This window comes from Desulfosporosinus sp. Tol-M2 (assembly GCF_059735615.1).
This window is the reverse complement of sequence record NZ_JCAIJG010000004.1, coordinates 1-19,861: the sequence shown is the minus strand read 5'-3', so window position 1 is coordinate 19,861 and position 19,861 is coordinate 1. Positions and strand designations below refer to the sequence as shown.

The 19,861-nt window shown below is 44.6% G+C and carries 15 protein-coding genes; 8 read left to right on the top strand and 7 right to left on the bottom strand.

Annotated elements, in window-relative coordinates; genetic code table 11:
• From AC6I5A_RS00135 to AC6I5A_RS00110, 6 genes are all read right to left on the bottom strand, one after another.
• A partial coding sequence (locus tag AC6I5A_RS00135) for a chitobiase/beta-hexosaminidase C-terminal domain-containing protein (RefSeq protein ID WP_034610266.1) occupies window positions 1-753 on the bottom strand: 753 nt, incomplete at its 3' end.
• A 708-nt stretch (window positions 754-1,461) separates the two neighbouring features.
• Window positions 1,462-3,033 (bottom strand): purple acid phosphatase family protein, encoded by a 1,572-nt coding sequence (locus AC6I5A_RS00130; RefSeq protein ID WP_034610265.1) that lies wholly within the window; start codon window positions 3,031-3,033, stop codon window positions 1,462-1,464.
• Between the two features lie 25 nt (window positions 3,034-3,058).
• A complete protein-coding gene (locus AC6I5A_RS00125; protein WP_034610264.1) occupies window positions 3,059-8,317 on the bottom strand; it encodes a two-component regulator propeller domain-containing protein in 5,259 nt (1,752 codons plus the stop codon).
• A 188-nt stretch (window positions 8,318-8,505) separates the two neighbouring features.
• Entirely contained in the window at window positions 8,506-9,606 is a 1,101-nt protein-coding gene (locus AC6I5A_RS00120) for an FAD:protein FMN transferase (protein ID WP_052167783.1), read from the bottom strand.
• 43 nt (window positions 9,607-9,649) lie between these two features.
• Window positions 9,650-10,516 carry a 4Fe-4S binding protein gene (locus tag AC6I5A_RS00115; protein WP_052167781.1) on the bottom strand — a complete coding sequence of 289 codons (867 nt, stop codon included), beginning with the start codon at window positions 10,514-10,516 and terminating at the stop codon, window positions 9,650-9,652.
• A 164-nt stretch (window positions 10,517-10,680) separates the two neighbouring features.
• Entirely contained in the window at window positions 10,681-11,295 is a 615-nt protein-coding gene (locus AC6I5A_RS00110) for an RnfABCDGE type electron transport complex subunit G (protein WP_034610254.1), read from the bottom strand.
• Between the two features lie 625 nt (window positions 11,296-11,920).
• On the opposite strand from AC6I5A_RS00110, the gene AC6I5A_RS00105 reads away from it, so the two are divergent.
• From AC6I5A_RS00105 to AC6I5A_RS00070, 8 genes are all read left to right on the top strand, one after another.
• The gene (locus tag AC6I5A_RS00105) at window positions 11,921-12,499 is read left to right on the top strand and encodes a transposase (RefSeq protein ID WP_497900367.1); all 579 of its coding nucleotides are present in this window, start codon (window positions 11,921-11,923) and stop codon (window positions 12,497-12,499) included.
• 49 nt (window positions 12,500-12,548) lie between these two features.
• Complete coding sequence (locus AC6I5A_RS00100; RefSeq protein WP_052167776.1) at window positions 12,549-13,202, top strand: hypothetical protein; 654 nt, start codon at window positions 12,549-12,551, stop codon at window positions 13,200-13,202.
• Between the two features lie 360 nt (window positions 13,203-13,562).
• Complete coding sequence (locus AC6I5A_RS00095; protein WP_034610249.1) at window positions 13,563-14,801, top strand: site-specific integrase; 1,239 nt, start codon at window positions 13,563-13,565, stop codon at window positions 14,799-14,801.
• On the top strand, window positions 14,788-15,615 hold the full coding sequence (locus AC6I5A_RS00090; protein WP_052167774.1) for a tyrosine-type recombinase/integrase: 828 nt from the start codon (window positions 14,788-14,790) through the stop codon (window positions 15,613-15,615). Before AC6I5A_RS00095 ends, AC6I5A_RS00090 begins: the two co-directional genes overlap by 14 nt.
• The gene (locus AC6I5A_RS00085; protein WP_497900366.1) at window positions 15,612-15,770 is read left to right on the top strand and encodes a hypothetical protein; all 159 of its coding nucleotides are present in this window, start codon (window positions 15,612-15,614) and stop codon (window positions 15,768-15,770) included. Before AC6I5A_RS00090 ends, AC6I5A_RS00085 begins: the two co-directional genes overlap by 4 nt.
• Entirely contained in the window at window positions 15,754-16,764 is a 1,011-nt protein-coding gene (locus AC6I5A_RS00080) for a site-specific integrase (RefSeq protein WP_034610245.1), read from the top strand. The genes AC6I5A_RS00085 and AC6I5A_RS00080 overlap by 17 nt, the downstream gene beginning before the upstream one ends.
• Before the next feature lie 428 nt (window positions 16,765-17,192).
• Entirely contained in the window at window positions 17,193-17,726 is a 534-nt protein-coding gene (locus AC6I5A_RS00075; RefSeq protein WP_052167773.1) for a Mu transposase C-terminal domain-containing protein, read from the top strand.
• Entirely contained in the window at window positions 17,719-18,537 is an 819-nt protein-coding gene (locus AC6I5A_RS00070) for an ExeA family protein (protein ID WP_034610242.1), read from the top strand. The genes AC6I5A_RS00075 and AC6I5A_RS00070 overlap by 8 nt, the downstream gene beginning before the upstream one ends.
• Window positions 18,538-18,678: 141 nt before the next feature.
• Here AC6I5A_RS00070 and AC6I5A_RS00065 read toward each other — a convergent pair whose 3' ends face one another.
• Window positions 18,679-19,818 carry an IS630 family transposase gene (locus AC6I5A_RS00065; protein ID WP_034610239.1) on the bottom strand — a complete coding sequence of 380 codons (1,140 nt, stop codon included), beginning with the start codon at window positions 19,816-19,818 and terminating at the stop codon, window positions 18,679-18,681.
• Window positions 19,819-19,861: the final 43 nt, after the last annotated feature.

Here is a 19,861-nt window from a genome sequence, read left to right as displayed (position 1 = left end):
GGCAATCCAGTTATACATATCACTGGAGATAGAAGGAGTGCTGCCGTCAGTGGTAAAATAAACCTTATCGGCATCATTATAAGTAGCACTTAGTGCTATACCGGTTCCCGATAAAATGGTGGTTCCACTGCTTGGCGTTGCTGTTGGATCAGCCCATACTGCCGGGGTAGTGGTGGTCACTTCAATTTTATTTACATATTTAACGAACGCGTCATTAGTCTGTTCAGTCACATACCGCTGCCCAAATAAAAAATGCGGCACATCGGAAGTATTCATATCAGCATAATTATTACTATTCGCACTATGCAGGGCCAGAATAGGGTACACCTGTACTGCATCAGCGGTTGAACCTGGAATCTCGCCATAATATTCATGATTCTCTTTCAGCCCAGGATAGTAATAGCGGGTCTCGTTAATCAGTTCTTCCACAGTAAAACTAATATTAAAACCGTCAGATGCGTAAACTTTGATCATCTTGGCCTCGGCCTTAATTCCTCCGGCTGCGGTTAATAGATTCGCAAGGGTAACACCTTCACCAACATACCACTTTTTAGTAGGCCAGGTGTTAATCGCACTGTAGGTGGTCGACACCTGGGTCATGCCCTCTAATTGAGCCTGGGTTAACGTCACCGGGGTATTTACTCCATTGCCGGTTATCTGCACATCAGCAAACGCGCTTGCTGACCCGGGCATTATCAACCCGCAAACTCCCATGATCAGTCCCAGTATCAAACCCATCATAATTTTTGACATATTAAACCTTTTTTCACAATCATCATTCTCAAAACCACTCCTCTCTTATTAATCTACGGAAACACCAGATGCTTATGTTCTATAACAGCGTTTATAGGCATCCCCCCCTTTTCTCTACGCTTGACAGCTATGATTATGATTAATTTCGATATTTTTGTATATTCTGGAACTATTTATAGTATATTTTTAAAGATGTTCTCTGTCAATATTAATTGTTTGATTTATTTAGTTTTATTTCAATTTATTTTGTTTCAATTTGTTTTAGTTCATTTTAGCCTGGGTAAATCCGTCCTCATATAGGAATGCCTTTATCCCTATCTCGATATCATAGATAGCTGCATATTTCAGTTCTACATTCCGCAACCCTTACAAAAATAGCGAATTAGTGTAAATTATCCTCCACTATTAATAGAAAATCGCAGGTTTTTGCCATATTTATAGCAGTAATTAGAATCAATCCTCCACTTCAACTAGATTATTTCGATAAAACTTCAATGGTGCGGAATGCGGGGCAGATCACTTTTGGCTACTTATTAATAATCAGCTTAATAAGCAGCCAAAAGCCAGCGTTCTTTAGAATAAGAAACACTGGCTTTCGGCTTTCGTAAAGGGTCTTTTCACTATTTTGACCAAATGACAATAAGACTTATTGCTACTCTGGATTGGTACATACAGCATACTTATTAAAATTAGTCACATCATGATCTGTTACTGTAAAATAGTCGGGTTAAAATCTATCGCATTGGTTAAATCATCAACAATATAAGCTTTGACCATATCGCCAGGCAACACATTAAAACCGGCCTGGACGGCAAGGACGGCGTCAAAATCGGCTTTGGCGGCATTCAGTCCCAGCTGATTCCCGTTTCTCAAATGCGTAAAGACCACTACTTCATCACCATTATGGGGAATTACCGGGCGAATGTTAACAACAAAGTATTTAAAACCGGTTATATCCGCATTAACTGTCATAGTGTTGATGCCCTCTTCAGTTGTTCCCGGGGTATAAGCTGTATCGGCCTCCGGAGAAATCGTATAAACCGGATTTGGCTCCGGATCAGGCGTTGCCTCTTTACTGATCGTATAGCTCTCGATCACTTCACCGTTGGATTTATTGGATGTCATGGTTAAAACATCGCCGGTAATATCAATAATCTGATAGTTGCTGCCGGTCTCTTCCCTGGCAATATAGGAAAACCCTGAACCGCCGCCGTAAACCTTGGAACCGGCATTACCCATCACGTAGACAATACCATACGCTGCCGGATCAGTCTGCACTTCTCCCTGGAAAATTGGATAAGTCCTCATATACTCGTGCTGGTGCCCGACAAACACCATGTCCACCCCATTCTGCTCTAAAATAGGTACCCAATTTTCACGTATTGAATCATCAATTGTCTTATAATCCTCTTGAGCTTGATATGCAGGCTGATGAAACATCACAAACTTCCAACTTTTCGTGGTATTCTGTAAGTCTGCCTGCAACCATTGCTTGGCTGTTGCATTAGTATTGTTGCCGCTGTTCAGTACCACAAAATGAGCATTCCCGTAATCAAAAGAGTAGAATTCCTGTTTCAACCCTTCCGGTCCGTTATCCGGCAAGGCAAAATACTTCAAATACAATGATCCGTCGTGGTTGCCCTTCGTCGGCATCACCGGAATCCGGGAAAAAACACCTGTTGCGGCGTCGAGAAACTGTCCCCACTCGGTTTCATCACTGCCATTATCCGTTAAATCTCCACCTAACAAAGCAAACTTGATTTGGGGATAACCCTGGTAAACCGCATCCAGCATGCTGCCCCATTGGGCATATCCTGCCTGCACATCGCCCATATATAGAAATGAGAAATCTTCCGGACCCGCAGCGGTAGAAAAAGACAGGGTCTGACTCCAGGCTCCCTCTCTCCCTACCCGGTAAAAATATTTTTCATTCGGCATCAACCCGGTAATATTTACTGTATACCGATAATGAGTACTGTCAAAGGCCGTGCCGCCGCCATCCATTTGCTGGGCGGCGGCAAAACTGCCGGTAAATTCCTCCGCCCTTAAATACTGTACCTGAGCTGAGGAATTATCAGGCATTAACCAGGTAATGGTTTGAGAGGTTTCCGGATCACCGGACCAGGTTAAAATAATTTGCTCGGGATTTGATAATTCTTCAGCTAAGGCCGCCGGCGGTGATAAAAAACCGCAGAAAAAAACCAGCACTCCGAACAGAAAAATAAGCATGGTATTTGTAAGCGGAACCTTTCTATAATGGTTTCTCCATCTAAGTTTCATAACCGTATACTCCTCGTCTAATCGACTATTCCAGGATCACCGGATTAACGTTCGTGTCATTGGTGAGATCATCAACGATATATACTTTGATCACATCGTCGGGTTGAACGTTAAATCCCGCCTGGGAAGTTTGTACCAAGTCAAAATCAGCGCCGGAAGCATTTAAATTTATTTGTAAACCGTTGCGTAACTGGACAAATACCACTTTTTCATTGCCGGCATGAGCGACAACCGGCGTAATATAGACGGAGAAGAACCGTAAGCCGGTAACCCCGCTGTTGACGGTCATTGTGTTGATCCCGTCAACTGTTGTGCCGTTCGTATAGACAGCGTCACTGGATGGCGTGAGCGTGTATGTTCCTACTACGCTCCCTCCGGAATTATCCTCGCCCGCCCTATAGGCAACCCCGCCGTTGGTCCCGGCCCAAACACTGCCTTGACTGTCGACGCTCAGGAAGTAAACATTGTTCCACTGGGCAGTAGGCCAGCCGTTGCCGCTATTGTAACCGGCGGCAACCTCTCCCTGACTGTTTCTGTAGAGCAAACCACTGGATTTAGTCGCCATCCACAGCCCGCCGTCTTGGTCCGCCGCTGCCAGGCGGATGGTATCCCCGTCGGGTATCGCCGGATATAAGGTTATATCATCATAGGTTTGTTTTTGCCCTGTCGCGGACACATAATCCACCTTGCCGCCGCCGGCATAGTTGCCGGAGCGGGTGATCCAGGCGCCGCCGTTCTTGTCCGGGGAAATGGATCTAATCCAGTTATCGCCAAAGTTGGTGTTCCCAACCTCACTGTAATTGGTCCAAAGACCGGAAGCATCCCTGTAGGCATAACCACCGGAGTAAGTCCCTGCCTGAGTATCAAGCGTATCCGGATAACAACCAAACCAGACGCCGCCTGTGCTGTCCGGCGTAATCACATTAACCGATGCTGCCGGAATGCCGTCGTTCTTCCCATAAACTGTCCAAACTCCGTTACTATCCCGGTAAACGGCGCCCTGAGCTGTTCCCATCCATAGTCCGCCCTTCGTATCCGGAGTAATGGTATAGACAAAATTGTCCGGCAGGCTGCTGTTAGCGGTATTGTAGAGCGTCCAGGTATCGCCATACTTGCAGACCACGCCCTTGGGCGCTTCCGCGCTGCCTACGGCCATCCAAACCCGGTTGGTCTGGTCAATTTCGATATCATAGACGGTATTATCCGGCAAACTGCTATTGCTCGTATTGTAAAGCGTCCAATTGCCCTGGGCATTTTTATAGGCTGCTCCGCCGCCATAAGTTCCCACCCAAAAACCGCCTAGACTATCAGGGGTGACCGAACGGATACTGGCCAATGGCAAGCCGCTGTTGTCGTCATTACGGTACAGGGTAAAGTCTGTATTAACCGGTTCGGGGGCTACAGGTTCTTCGTAATCACCAGTCCCTACCACAATACAGTCCGTATTTTTGACCCACATGGACTTGCTTTCTTCAACGATCAAACGTAACGGCCCATAAGCATTGTTATTGTCATAACCTGGGCTGCCGGAATTGGGAACCAGAGGATATCCGTCTTGGGCGTAAGCTAAGATAATATCTTTCTTAAGTCCTTGGCTATTGGTAACCCCATTTTTGACTTGATCCAGGTTGGAAAGAACCTGATTGTAACTTTGCCCGCTGAATACCCGGATACTTGGCGCAGTTATTCCATCTTTTAAACCAACAACTTCATTGATCAACTTCCAGAGGATCACGCCCTCAAACTCATGGCTGCCATCCCCCGTATAAGTATCACGAGTAATTTGAGCCGTCAGTGCTTCAAATTCCCCAACGGTGAAAGTACGCGGCGTTGTTATTTGATCCCCGGTAACTCGCAGTACAGGCTGATCCTGATACTGCACATAAACACCGTTATCATGCTTCCAACTAGTCAACGCTTGGCCTTCAATGACGATTTCCGCGACATTCTTGACACATTTGGATTTGTTGACATCCCCGGCCTGAGTCTGCCCAATAATCAGCTGCAAAGGACCGCCGCTATTCTTGGCCGAAGCGTCATAGCCCGCTGCTGCCGTATCGGTGACCAAGGGTTTTTCATCCCGTCCATAGGCCAGCATAACTTTCAAATCATTCGCCCCGCTGACCTGGTTAAGGTAATCTGTCTTGGCAAGTTCAGCCAAAGTGAAGGTACTGCTCGTACCATCTGCAGCCACTATGCTTACTCCAGTAGCTCCAAGATTGAAACCTACTTCCTTATTCAAATAACTATATAAATCAAGCCCCTTGTACGTTCCGGAATCCGTCGCCCCTGCATTATTCAGCAGGCAGTATTGGCCGCTGATGATGTAATCCTGAAGCGTTTCCAGTTCCTGAACGGTTGCGGTTACTTGTTTTTTGGCGCCATTGCCGGAGATTATAAGCTGACTGGCGCCATAAGTGTCATAAGGGGCAACCAAGTGGGCATAGGGATCCTGCTGAACATTGACGGTGATTTCCGTAATATTATAGAGACTTGTACCCGGTGTCCCCGTCCCTGTCGTTGTCTGTCCGAAAAGCAGCATCAGCGGACCGCCATTATTTTTCGCGGCACTGACATAACCTTCGGCGACAGTTTTCCCAACAACCAACGGATAGCCAAGTTTGGCATAAGCCAGGACAGGTTTAACCGTTTGCGAGCCATTAACTTCATTAAAATAAGTTTTCTGCAGATCCTCCAAATTAACGGTAACTGTGGCAGCCTCGCTAGTAGTCGGGGAGACACCTTTGAAAGTGACCGTACCGGTTGTCCCCGGCAAGCCTACTTTTGTGCCGAGGAGGTACCAGAGTCCAACTCCTTCGTAAAGGTCGGATATTTTTGTTCCATTATAGACCTTGGTAAAGTAACTGTCTTTAACTTGAGCCTTTTCAGCTTCCGCCGCCGAGACTCCATAAACCATATTTTCAATGTCCGCTACCGTATAGTTGCGCTCGCTAATGACACTATTGTTGTCCCCACGAACCTTGACGGAAAGAGGGCTGGTAGCTAGAGCTGTATAAGCGCCGTAAGTGTGCGTCGTATAGTTTGTATCCTCGCCAATAATTACCTTCTTCAGAAACTGAACTTGGTGGGAGCCGTTGGTATCATCATAGGACTTCTTGCCGAAGATCAAGCGCAGCGGTCCCCCACTGTTGCCGAGGCCGGAATTATAGCCCGCGTCTGTCGGCTGAATCACATACGGGTAGCCGTTGAAGCCGTAAGCTACCAAAGGAGAATAACCGGATGTAATTGGCTGAACCAGCGAACCGTCAAAATTCCCATCACCTAAGTCATTTTCATTTTTTTGGTAATAGCCATACAAGGAACCGTCCTTAATATCTTTTATTGTGAGCGGTGCAAAATTATAGTTGTCAGCCGCTATCAGATTAACTGTTGTGCTCTCGCTGATGTTCGGATCAAGCCCTGCTTTAAGCAGCAAATCCCAAAGTCCCACGCCTTTATAAGTATTGTAATACCAGAAATATTCACTGTTGGAGAGGGAGTATTCTTTTTGCTGCCGGATACTGTCCATGGCTGACGACTCTATATCCGCTACCGAGTAATTAACTTCCTTACCCAAACCGGAACCGGTCAAAGTCAAGAGATAATTGGTATACTTAGGATCATTATAGGGCGCATAAGTATGCTCATAGACATTAGCCGCATCAGCCTCCGTCACATACACATAAGCAACGTTGGAGAATATTGGGGCAGGATCCCCAGCCGCTTTCTGACCGACGACCAGTTTAAAACAGCCATTATCATTGTATTTGTCCGCCCGATATCCAGTATCACTATTCAGATAAACCAACGGCACCTCATTAACCCCATAAGCCACAATCATTTTGAGATTAATGGCCCCGCCGCTGGTAGTGTTCAGGTAATCTGTCTTCCGAATATCATCTAAGCTGTATTCGGCTATGGTTTGGCGACTTTTATCTTTTAAAATGATCGTCCCGGCATTAGACTTCAGGGTAACAAAGTTATCAATCAGATAGCTGAGAGGCATACCTTCATAGGTATTTTGTTTAACCGCACCGCCCATTGTTTCGGCATAGGTTCCGCGTACTAAACCGGCATTAGCCTCTTCAATCTGACGCAGGGAGAGAGCCCGGTAGTTCTCTACTCCTGGGCCTTCGACGGTCAGCGTAGCGCTGGTAATGCTGTCCACGTTATAGGGGGCGCCTGTGTAATTAATATGCTTGTAAGTACTGGTGGTAAAATCTATGCCGGCGTCTGAAACAATACTGATCCCGATAATCGCCTTAAAGACAGTATTATTAAATTCAGCCGCTGTTTTTTGATTACGATAGATCCGGAGCAAGCCCTTGCCGCTATCATCACTGACTGCTTGGCCGCCTACTTCATAGGCCAAGACATAATTTAAGTTAGGATCGGAAATATCAGCCTGAGTTTGCAGCGCCATCGCGTAGCCGTCGCTGGCTATAAATTGAACCTTCGCACTAGTGTCTTTAATTCCGACCAGATCATGTAAAACATACCACAGATTTACCCCTTTTACGGCTGCAGTTTTCAGCCCGGAGCTGGAGTTGTATTGGTATGTTTGATTGATTTTGTACTGATCGGGAACACTGGTTAACTGCGCCATTGTGAACTGTTTGTCCGCATTTAGACCATTACCGCTGATAGTGATCACCGACGGACGTTCCTCGCCTACCAATATTTTTACAACATTTTTATTCCATTTGGATTCATTCATGTCGTTGATCGTTTGCTGACCAAAAGTTAGGCGGGGGGAATTACTGTCCTTATCAGCCTCGGTAATCTCCCTGTCCGTCCAGCTAATTGGCGGACTAAAGTCAGCAGTTGGGACTTCAATAAGTTTAGCTTGGTAAAAACCCAGCATCGGGCCGACAAGTGTTTTACTTGCGTCCGTAAAATCCGAATAGCAAGAGCCGCTATTCAGTTCGCTAACCTTTTTCGTTACTTTAAAACCGTCGGAAGCAATAAAGGATATATTATAATCCTGGTCAGTTTTAAGATTTGTTTGACCAATTATATCCCACAAGTTATACCCTCTTACCTTATAGATTTTATGAGAGTTTACGGAATTATTAGTGGAATAATAACTATCCCCTAGCGTAAAATTAGTCCAATCAGCATCAGTTATTGTTGCATCGCGACTTAAACCGGTGCCGGTAATAATTAATGGTCCTGTCGCAGCTTCCGCACTGGATAGCTGTCCCAGAAAGGGAGGACAAAGTGAAAATATTAACATAACTAGAAGCAAAAGACTTTTTCGCCCAAGACTCTTTTTGTGTTTCATTTTATTCCCTCCTTATTCAAACCCTATAGGCTACTACTTACATAATAATAAAATGATCTGTTTTTAAAGTCAACAAATAAAACCAATTATCTTAAACTGAAACCAAATGTTTTAAACATATATCCAATATATTAAACTAAAATTAACATAATATATCCAGCCCCATTAGCAGTAACATAGGTATGAAATTACTCTACTTGTGACGAAGCATCCTCACTATCTTCCTTTTTGACTTGACCATTTGCTTGGTCTAAAATATCAATTTGCTTATTTAAACTCTTCGAAAAAGTAATATTCCGCTCAGGATCCACAAAGACGGCATTAATATTTGTGAATTTCTGTAATAACTCCCTACCCCGTTCGGACCCAAGAACAAACAAGGTAGTAGACATAACATCCGCATCGGTGGCGCTGGAAGCCAGAACAGTGGTACTCATTAGTTGCCTGGCAGACTCCCCTGTAGACGGGTCTATGATATGATGATAACGAACCCCGTCTATGATGAAATAGCGCTCATAATCTCCCGAAGATACTACGGCAGTATTCTCGACTCTTAAAATGGCAATAATTTTATTATTATTCCGAGGGTCCTGGATTCCCACCCGCCAAGGAGAACCGTCAGGTTTCGAGCCCAAGGCATATACGTTGCCACCGGCATTAATTATTGCCGAATTAATTCCTAATTCGCGTAGTCTTTGCACAGCCATATCCGTGGCATACCCTTTAGCAATACCTCCTAAGTCAAGCTCCATTCCTTTTTCCGGCAGAAACACAGTCTTTTGTTCCTTGTCGACCACAATCCGTTGATAACCTACTAAAGCAAGCTTTTCCGCTATTTCCTTTTCCGAAGGAAGATGATGCTCAGTTTGTTTAAACCCCCAGAGATCCATGATCGGACCAATAGTAACATCAAACGCACCTTCACTTAAGTTGGCAAAATAATTGCTTCTGTCCAGCATAGCTAAGATATCATCACTGACTTTGACCGGTTTTACCTGGGCATTTTGATTAATCTGGTAGACATCGCTGGTTTCCGAATCAGGCAAACTTTTTTCGCTAAACCTATCAGCTAGGCTATTGATCCTGCTAAACTCTGCAAAAGCTTCATTTAAAGCCTTTTCTCCTAATTGCGGATCAGCTGCATAGACAGTGATCTTAATCAGGGTATCCATTACGATATTTTCCCTGCTAAATTCTTGTACCCGGACTGACTTGTCAGCACACCCTGCACAAACGAATAAGAATCCTAAGATTATAGCCGTTACTACCCTCTGCCGGTACCTAAACATCTTTCAATTATCCTTTCCATACCAAGCAAGCTAAAGTCTTCCTTTAGCTGCTTTTCTTCCAAAAATTTTTTCCGATCAGGACTTGAGTCGGATTCCAAAATCTTTTTATTCTTAGGGCTTGAGTTGGACATTCTAAGCACTCATTACAGCGCATGCATTCTCTATTATTGGGATCATTAAAAACGGTGATCCCCAATTTGCATTTTTTAAGACATTGGGCACAACTGATACACTTAGCCCGCTCCACTTGGAAATGATATAAACTTACGGGATTAAAAAGTGCATAAATTGCGCCTAGGGGGCAGATAAACCGGCAAAACGGTTTAAAGATGACCGCAGACATCAATAGAATTATTAGTAGTAGAAATAATTTCCATTTAAACAAAATTCCCATAACCCTTATTAAGGATGGTCTGGCTAAGATCAAGGGGAAATTCGCTTCTATCACTTCTACCGGGCAAATGTACTTGCAAAAAGCAGTCTCGCTCACCCCATAAACCGCAAATGCCGGGAGAATAAAGATAAAAAGAATTAAGATACCATATTTCAAATATTCGAAGCGTTTAAAACTTTCCTTCAAACGAACTTTAGGCAGGGGGACCTTAAAAATTAATTCCTGAAGCAAGCCAAACGGGCACAACCAGCCGCAGGCAAATCTCCCCATGATCAGTCCCGTCAGAAAAAGAAAGCCCAAAATAAATAAGGAAAATTTGCCCATCGAAATCTCGACCACAGCATTCTGTAACATGGCCAAAGGGCAGGACCCCCATGCTCCCGGACAGGAACTGCAGTTAAGCCCAGGGACACAGATTTTTTTAAGATTTCCTTTGTATATACTTCCGTTCAGAAACCCGATTAAATAACTGTTAATGCCAATCGCCGTGATTAATTGAATCATTCTTCTAATCATTTTGCCCTGCCTTGCTTATCTGTCCTTGGCATTATTCCAGTTCTATTTCTATCAGAAAATTTGTAAACCGTTGCCCAAACTGATCGTCCAGGATTAAATAGAATCCCCCTCTTTTGATCTCGCATAATTTCCATTTTTCTCAGCCTATTTGCTAAATCTTTGACCTATTTAGTCTCTGTAACAAACCCCTTTAATTGAAGCTCCACCGGTTCGGCCTTTTCCCCAAGGACAACCTCACGATATGTACCCAGAGCTGAATTAACCCCATTGAGGACAGCCTGCGAACTGGCGCTAGCACCCGTGATCTGAATTATTTCATTTGAGTCTTCAACCTCAAGAATAGATCTTTTCAAGTATCTGTCGACACTTTTCCCTTGAAATCTGTTGGTAAACCATGCTTCCGTAAGCGATTCCCCATAACCCGGAGTTTCATTATGCCGTATTACTTTTATCCCTCTAACTTGATTCACTTTTGGATCTATGACGACCAGCATATTGATAGTTGATCTATAGCCAACAGGCCCGACCACAAAGGTATAGCGTTCTTCGCCATTGGAAACAATCTTAAAAACCTTTTCAATTGCCGGAAATTTATCTAACGTTTCTTTCTGGATAATTACTCTTTCAGGCTGCTCATCGGTTACATGGCAAGCAAGCATTTCATTTAAAGCTGTTCGTTGTTGTTTCGTCAAAGGATCCGGCGATGAACAGCCCGAAAAAAAGAATCCCAAAAGAATAATAATTATAGCCCCCTGTACATTGCTTGACTTTCGCGTCATTTTCTCACCTGCCAACTAAACCTTATTAAAGCTTTTATTCTTCAACACCATACTGAAATGAGACCTCTGAACCGGTGCGTTTGCTTGTTACACTAGAACACTTTTTCAGTTTAATTTAGGTAACGATCTTTGTCAATATAGTTATATTTGTTTTAATCTTGTTAAGTTTTATTTGTTTTTATTAATTATTTTTATTAAGTTTAATTAAGTTGGTTAATTCAATTTATAATTTGTTATTATCTAGAAAAGGCACACTAATCACCTTGTAACGGACTTCATCAACTAGTATAGCGTTCGCTAATAACGTGTGCACGTCATAGTGACACTTCATCCATCTTATAGGTCCAATGATATACTGTGGGCGCTCACTTTAACTGACGTTAAAGGAGCGCCTTTTTCTTGACTTGTTTGGCGTTGCTGTTGGATAATGGTTCATATGTCAAAGTAGATCGTATGACAATCTGAAAAGAAGGATAAAAGAAAGAGGAAACATCATTGGCCGGCCAGCCTAGTTTCCTCTTTCCCATTGGTTACTACCAATTTGAGTTTACATGAAGAATTATGGACTGTCCAGTCTTATATAGAGGACTTTAGAGATGGTTGCCCAAATCACTTGCGACCAACGGTGTGTCCCCACTGCAGAGCAAGCGTGATTTTGCATAGACATGGAAGTTTTCAAAGAACAGTGTACACATTATTAGAAGCATTCACTATTTCTATCTTTCGGTTTAAATGCATTCAGTGTAAGAAAACCACTTCACTTCTTCCTAACTTTGTGAAGGAACACCATCAGGTGGCGTGGGAAGTTAAAGAAGAAGTGATCCGTCAACAGTTATCTGGGGTATCTTTGGTGAAAATCGCGGAAACTCAAGTAACCTCGGCGGGTAAGTTGAGTGAAAAGACACTTTGGCGCTGGAGCAAAGCAATCCGTGAAGATCTAAAAGACGCTTCCTCCGAAGTATGGATGACTATCTTAGAGAGTCTTCCTCATGTGGAGATCCCCGTGGGTTCGTCAAAACCAGATCAAGAATGGGCTTGGCTGTTTCGGTTATGGGATCAAATGAGAGTGAATATTGCCCAGTATCGGTTCAGGGATCTTCTCACTTGGATCTACCAGTTGAAGCGCTCAACAACGGTGGCGGGCAGTTCTCTTAATCCCACAAAAGCTGTCCATGGTGTGGCACCACTTTTTCAGTCAGAATAGCGGTAGGATAAAATCTAGCCACTATTAATGGATGAAGGAGTGAAAAACCATGGATTTTGCGGTCAATGAACAGATAGCTGCTTTTCGTTACGGATTAATAGCACCCATTGTCTCTCGTCAGACCCCGATGGCTCCGGGGGAGCTGAAGCGTCAGCTTGAGCACATTGCCTCGCTCAGTTACACCATTCCTGGCAGTCACAAGACTCAGGTCAGTGTGCGCACGCTTGAACGCTTTATGGCAAACTACCGATCAGAGGGTTGGGAAGGGCTTATTCCTAAAAAGCGTCCTCTTAAGAATGCGGGTGCCTTACCTGCTCATGTCCTACAAAGAGCCATTGAACTACGTCGTGAACGACCCGAGCGTAGTGTGGAGCAGATTATCTACCTATTAGAACATAGCGGTTTAGCTGCAGAGACAACTCTTGCCCCTAGTACTTTATCACGGCATTTACGCAAGGCTGGCGTGGGTCGCCAGGAACTCTTGCAGGCAGTAGAATCTCCTACCTCTCGAGGGCATCGACGGTTTGAGGTGGAGGATGTACATCTCATGTGGCAGGCCGATTTTCAACATACCCTTTATTTGCCGGATCCTAAAAATCCTAAGAAACGCAAGAAGGCTCTGTTGTTTGCCATCATGGACGACGCGCTATGGAAAGCTTTCCATAGTGCGTCATATGGAAAGTGTTTGACTATGGAAAGTTAAACGTTTTTTCAATCATATACCCTTATATGAGAAATCTAACTTTCCATAGTATAAACTATACTCGGAAGGATTTAAGGAATTCTGTTAATGCTTCCTTATCTTGTTCCGAATAGCCTTCAAGACCGGCTCCATGGTTTTGGGCATTCTTCTCAATTGCCCTTCTTAGAAACTCTGGGTTCGTCTTGGCATAGTGCTTATGTCAAGCTTGTCATAAGGTGTATTATGGCAAGCAAGTAATTATGGAAAGTGAACACCAGAATTCGCTGATTTAATAGGATTTGCTGTTGCCTTTCTTGTCATAACAACTAATACTTTTCTTAGGGCGCTATGCGTTACTAATAGAAAAGGAGACGGTTTGTTATGATGAAAAAAATCAAAGTAACAGATCTGTGCAGCGAGTTGGAGCAAAAACTTGTAGAACTCCATTACTCCGATGATTCAATGCGCAGGTACAGGAAGGTATTCCGTGAGTTCACAGAATACGCAGATGGCTGTGATTACTCTCAGTCAAAGGGAACGGACTTTCTTGTTTGGAAGTTCCAGCAGCTCGGAGGGTTTGTCACGGGGGGCGAGCACTCGAAAAACGGAATGTATTACTTCCGCGCCATTCGCTCTCTCGCAGAATACTACAATTTCGGGATTTTGTTCCGCAGGAATGAATTCCACGGTGAGATTGTTTGGCCGGAACCATTCAAGGAAGCCACCGAGGGCTTCTTACGCTATGAGGTGGAATACGGGTGCTCACATTGGCAGTATGAGCGTTGTAATGCCGTGATCAAGGATATGATTCTCTTTCTGGATTCCGCCAGTGTCCATGACTTTAACGGAATCACATCCGGGTTGATATCCAGGTTTATTGCGACCATGGTCGGCTTGGCGCCGGTCACTATCGCGGAGCGAATATCCGCCTTGCGGCAGTACTTTAAGTACGCATACTTGAACGAGTATACTGACAAGCCAATCGCCGCGTATCTTCCCCACCCGCCGCAGAGGGCACGGACGAAGCTTCCGACGGTGTGGACAGAAGATCAGATTGAAAGTTTGATCAATGCCGTCGATACCACAACTCCGGTTGGGAAACGGGATTATGCGATAATCCTTATTGGCGCGAGGCTGGGCTTTCGAATCGGAGATATCCTGAACCTGACAATAAACGATATTGATTGGGACAATAAGCAGATATCCATCGTGCAGGGGAAGACGGGGGAAACGCTGACAATGCCTTTGCCATCTGATGTTGGCTGGGCAATCATTGATTATCTGAAGAATGGGAGACCTATAACGGACTATCAGAATATATTTGTAACCCATAATGCGCCTTATGTGGGATGCCCTTTCAAAAGCACACTAAGGACTAACCTCAGCAAAGCACTCAAGCGATCCGGCATAACAATTGACAAGACCAAGCACTATGGCTGGCACTCGCTTAGACATTCTCTGGCGACCAACCTATTGCAGAATAACGTAGAGGTCTCCACGATTTCTGATATCTTGGGCCATTCTGATCCGCAGGTAGCCCACCACTATCTTCGCGTCGACATGAAAGGGCTTTCCACATGCGCTCTGGAAGTGGAGGTGATGGACTATGCCAAGGAATAAAGTCTTTACCGGGCCACTGACCGGGTACCTGCGGGGGCTGCTGGAAGAAAAACGTTCATTAGGATTCAAGTACGATGAGCAGGCGCGTCTGATGTCTGTCCTGGATGAAATGAGCAAACAATACGACTGCTCTGAAGGACTGTCAAGGGAACTGTGCCTTGCATTTGTGGAGAGGCAGCCCAACTGGCGGCAAGCAACGCAGGAGGGTCGTGTTTCGTTAATTCGTATTTTGGCCGAATACATGATCAGACACGACGCCCCCGCTTACCTGATTAACAATAATATTGTAACGAACCAGCATGAGGATTTCAAACCATATATTTTTACGCACAAACAAATAGCGGACATCTTTGCCGTTGCTGATACGGTAAAACCGAATAGTGTAAATTCCCATATTTTCTATCCGACGATTTTGAGGGTACAGTATGGCTGTGGTCTAAGGATATCTGAAACCCTTGGGCTTCGCATGAAGGATGTCGATTTTGACAATCAGGTGCTTCATGTGATTAACGCCAAAAACAACAAAGACCGCGACATCCCTGTGAGCGATTCGGTTATCAAGTATATGAAGTGGTACAACCGGAGGATCCACCCGGTCTATGCCCCAGAAGACTATTTCTTCAAGAGCCGTTTCGGAAACGGCCACTATGAGAAAACGGCCGTCAACCATTATTTCAGAGACATTCTGTTTGATTGTGGGATAAAGCACGGCGGCAAGAACGATAGCGGACCGCACCTGCATAATCTCCGGCACACAGCCTGGAGGCAATGCTTCGGGATGGGATTTCGCACCAGGCCGCGCTCCCTCTGTTGATGACGTATATGGGTCATGCATCGCTTTCGGCCACAGGACGTTATTTGAAGCTTACCGCAGAAGCCTTCCCCGAGCTTGTGCAGCAGATCAATCGGATATATGGCGAGATTATGCCTGACCTGGAGGTGAAGACGGAATATGAAGACGACGAATGAATTCCCCCGAATCCTAAGCAGTTTTTTAATGAATGAGCTTCCGGTTGTACAGAACCAGAGCGGCAACACGATAACTTCGTACCGTGACACCTACAAACGTCTACTGGGATACATGCAGGACGCAGTGCGGATAAATGCCCAAAAAGTGAGAATCAGCGATCTGTCGGCCGGGCGGATAACCGAATTCCTGAACTGGCTGGAACGCGAATGCGGGAATAGTATCAGTACAAGGAATCAGCGGCTGGCAGCTATCCACTCGCTGTTCCAGCACATCCAGGTACAGGCTCCGGAATATATGTTTCAGTGTCAGCAGGTGCTTGCTATTCCTTTTAAAAAGGCTAAAAAGAGGCAGGTGGGTTTTCTTAGTGAAGATGAAACAAAAGCGTTGCTTGCAATGCCCGATACAACAACTCGAAAGGGAAGGCGCGACCAGGCGTTATTGAGCCTGCTGTATGACAGCGGCGCACGGGTACAGGAACTCGCCGATCTTCGCGTCGGTGATTTGAGGCTTGACTCTCCGGCACAGGTCAAGCTTACCGGCAAAGGCAGGAAGACAAGAAGCGTGCCGCTGATGGACAAGACGGTCGCCCTGTTGTGGCAGTACTTACATGAACAGCGTTTAGACAACCCGTCCTGTTATGAGCATCCGATCTTCTTTAATGCCCAGCAGAAAAAGCTGACCAGACAAGGAATTGCATATGTCCTGAAGAAGTACGCCGACGAATGTGGTATTTTAGAAATTTCACCGCATCGAATCAGACATACGAAAGCGATGCACCTGACAGAGGCCGACATAAATCCTATCTTTATACGCGACTTCCTCGGTCACATTGATTTGAAGGTAACCGAAGTATACTCGAAAACGAGCATCAAAATGAAACGGGCAGCATTGGAAAAGATGAATTGCGGAAAGCATGACGTCGTTCCCGAGAAAGCCAGCGATTGGACAGAGGACGAATCATTGATGGACTGGCTTGCCGGATTGAAGCGGTAGGAACCGATTTTATTATGTTAAGAAAAACTGGCGGGTTAACGCCTATATTCGGGAATCCGCCGGTTTACTTTCCATAACATTTTTCTTGCCATAATAGTGCTTATGTCAAGCTTGTCATAAGGTGTACGCAAAGGCTGATGCCAAGCACAAGAGGCAGGCAATAGAAGCTGCCAGTAAAGAGATTATGCCGCCGGAGGAGGCACAGTGGGAGAGCGACTCGAACTTAAAGGATTGGTTGAAGAAATTTAATCGTAGATGATTATGTAAAGATTTAGCGCCAAGACTTCAGGTATGAATGGCGTCGCGCGACAACTCTTCACATAACGGAAGTCTTAACGTAACCATTATTATGTTAATCTTTACATAACAAAGGAAAAATTGAACGCTTCTTTCGATTCATTGATACCAGCTTCCGACCAGAGGCTCATGTGCAGATTGGAAACGGTAGTCTTACCACCTTAAAACAGTTAAATGAAGCCTTTACCTCTTGGTTAGAAGGGTACTATCACTTACGCAAACACGGTAGTACGGGTCAGTCGCCCAAGGATAGGGCAGCAAGTCTTAAACGGACGATGCGCCGAGTCTCGATGACGGAACTGACGGAGATATTTCTTTGGGAAGAATCTCGAAAGGTCGATAAAACGGGTTGTGTTAGCATTTTTGGGAATATCTTCGAGGTCCCGACTCATCTCTCAGGTCAAACGGTGACTCTTCGCTTTGATCCCTACGACCTCAGCGTGATGCATGTTTGGCACGACGGGAATCGACTACCCGATGCCCGACTTCTCGATTTAAATCGCAGTATCCATGAACGAGTCAAATCGAAATCTAAGGTTGAAAAACAAGAAGCTAACCCAGCGTCAAGTCTCAATTTCTTTAAGTTGGCAGAACAAGAACGTCGGAGTGTATGGGCTCAAGAGGCTTTGAATTTTGGACCAAAACAGGAGGTAACCCATGATTGATCGAGCCAGTTCCATCCAACTCATTCCCTTTTCTCGTTCACCCCAAGGAGATATGTTCTTTGTGGAAGGGGCTTACGCTGAAGCCTTGGCACGTTTACAGTTAATGGTGACCAACTCTTGCCTTGGCGTACTAACGGGTGAAGTCGGGAGTGGTAAATCCACGCTTATTCGTCGTCTAGTGCAAGAGCTAGATCCTGTCCGGTACCAAGTAATCTATCTAAGTCAGGCTGGTATGAAGCCCCGTGATTTCTATGCTGATTTATTGCGTGGGCTAGGGGAAGAACCGAATTTTTACCTCTCTAAATCGAAACTGTTGCTTGAACAGGTATTGAACTACCGGGCTCTTCAGAAGGATAAAGCGTTGGTTGTCATCATTGATGAAGCTCATGATATTAGCCCTTCTATGCTCTTAGAACTCCGATTCGCTTTAAATCACCAAATGGATTCCTCTTCCTTGCTCTCCCTCATTCTTGTAGGGCAACCGGAGCTACGCCGAATCTTGCGTATGAACAAATATGAAGCCATTGCTCAGCGTATTCATCTTCAATTCCACTTGCAGGGTCTGACTGCCCATGAGTCGGCAACGTATATTCGCCACCAAATGAAGCAGGCTGGAGTTACCACCCCTGTTTTCGCGGATAGCGCAATCGGGCTCATACACTCTGAGACAAAGGGGATTCCACGACTCATCAACACCATTTGTACTCATGCGCTGTATGAGGCAAAGCGAACTGGCAGTGAGGTCATAGAGGACGCTCACATTGGGCGTATTTTAGCGGATACTGAACGGCAACGCGGAATTGCTATGTAAAACTTATCCACATTATCCCCAATATACACATCGATTGGCATGTGTGTGTTGGGGCTCTTTTTAAACTATTTGTATTGTCGTTACACTTCTACAGGTATTGACGTGTTGTCTGTACACTCCTTCCGCCATTGGCAGTGAGATTTACGCCGTCATTTTAGGTGAGAAGCGACAATATACTACTGGTGATACATTTACTTCGTTTATATACTGATAAATTCGATTAACCAGTTCTTCCTTACTGCCAACCCTGATACCTCGCAAAAACTGCCTTGTCATTTTCCCGAAAAAGCTTTCAATTAAATTAAGCCACGAACCATGTTTAGGGGTAAACACAAACTCAAAACGTCCTAGCAGTGTCGCAAGATATGACTTTGTTTCTTTGGATGTGTGTGCAGAATGGTTATCAAGTACCAACCGTATTTTGTCGCCTTTAGGGTATTTAGAATCAAGCATTTTCAAAAATTCAATAAAGTCGGAACTTTTATGCGTATCTTTCACCAAAGGAATAATTTCGCCTGTCAATAAGTCCATTCCAGCAAGGAATGATACCGTACCGAGACGTTTGTACTCACTATCCCGTCCAACAAAACCGTGACCGATGCAGGGGCGTAAGTCTTCAGTTGTATTTGCAATAGCTTGAATCCCAGGCTTTTCATCGTAAGAAATGGTGACTGTTTTGTTCCCCTCAATGGGAATTACGTTTCCCTTTTCATCAAAACATAATTCTATTTGCTTATAAACGAGAAGAACGTCATGCATTTTGCTCTCGAAATCCGGATCTCTCTTTTCAAGATAATATCTGATCCTGTGGGGCTTTAAGTCCGAAGCATCCAGGATGTTATGAACCGTAGAATTGGATAATGTACTTAAGGTTGGGAACCCTGCTTCAAGGCAGTGTTCTCTGATGTGTTGTTGCAACTTTCTATATGTCCATAATTCCTGTGCATAGCCAAAATCAACGGGGCGACTACAAGCAAGATTAATTATCCAAGCTTTCTCATCATCTGTGATGACAGATGGCTTGCCACTGCGTTCGTTATCTTTGATGGCATATTCAAAGCCTGCAGACAGGTATCTATTTATAATGGTTGATACCGTGTTTCGGTGAACCCCAATAGCTAAAGCTACTTCGGCATTGTTCATCCCATCAGCACTTAAAAGTATTATCTTCGCACGTTGAACTTTTCGAAACTCATCGGTTTGTGATTTAGATAATTTCTCAAGTCGTTTTCTATCCTCTAAGTCTAAATCTATATGGGTATATCTTTTATGAGGGGTCATGTCTATATCCTCCAATTATGTTGATATAGACATTATACCATAC

What these genes read in the sequence shown, in the direction of transcription:
- AC6I5A_RS00130 (WP_034610265.1), bottom strand. Translation starts at nt 3,033, where the DNA reads ATGAAACTTAGATGGAGAAACCATTATAGAAAGGTTCCGCTTACAAAT.
- AC6I5A_RS00125 (WP_034610264.1), bottom strand. Translation starts at nt 8,317, where the DNA reads ATGAAACACAAAAAGAGTCTTGGGCGAAAAAGTCTTTTGCTTCTAGTT.
- AC6I5A_RS00120 (WP_052167783.1), bottom strand. Translation starts at nt 9,606, where the DNA reads ATGTTTAGGTACCGGCAGAGGGTAGTAACGGCTATAATCTTAGGATTC.
- AC6I5A_RS00115 (WP_052167781.1), bottom strand. Translation starts at nt 10,516, where the DNA reads ATGATTAGAAGAATGATTCAATTAATCACGGCGATTGGCATTAACAGT.
- AC6I5A_RS00110 (WP_034610254.1), bottom strand. Translation starts at nt 11,295, where the DNA reads ATGACGCGAAAGTCAAGCAATGTACAGGGGGCTATAATTATTATTCTT.
- AC6I5A_RS00100 (WP_052167776.1), top strand. Translation starts at nt 12,549, where the DNA reads ATGGATTTTGCGGTCAATGAACAGATAGCTGCTTTTCGTTACGGATTA.
- AC6I5A_RS00095 (WP_034610249.1), top strand. Translation starts at nt 13,563, where the DNA reads ATGATGAAAAAAATCAAAGTAACAGATCTGTGCAGCGAGTTGGAGCAA.
- AC6I5A_RS00090 (WP_052167774.1), top strand. Translation starts at nt 14,788, where the DNA reads ATGCCAAGGAATAAAGTCTTTACCGGGCCACTGACCGGGTACCTGCGG.
- AC6I5A_RS00080 (WP_034610245.1), top strand. Translation starts at nt 15,754, where the DNA reads ATGAAGACGACGAATGAATTCCCCCGAATCCTAAGCAGTTTTTTAATG.
- AC6I5A_RS00070 (WP_034610242.1), top strand. Translation starts at nt 17,719, where the DNA reads ATGATTGATCGAGCCAGTTCCATCCAACTCATTCCCTTTTCTCGTTCA.
- AC6I5A_RS00065 (WP_034610239.1), bottom strand. Translation starts at nt 19,818, where the DNA reads ATGACCCCTCATAAAAGATATACCCATATAGATTTAGACTTAGAGGAT.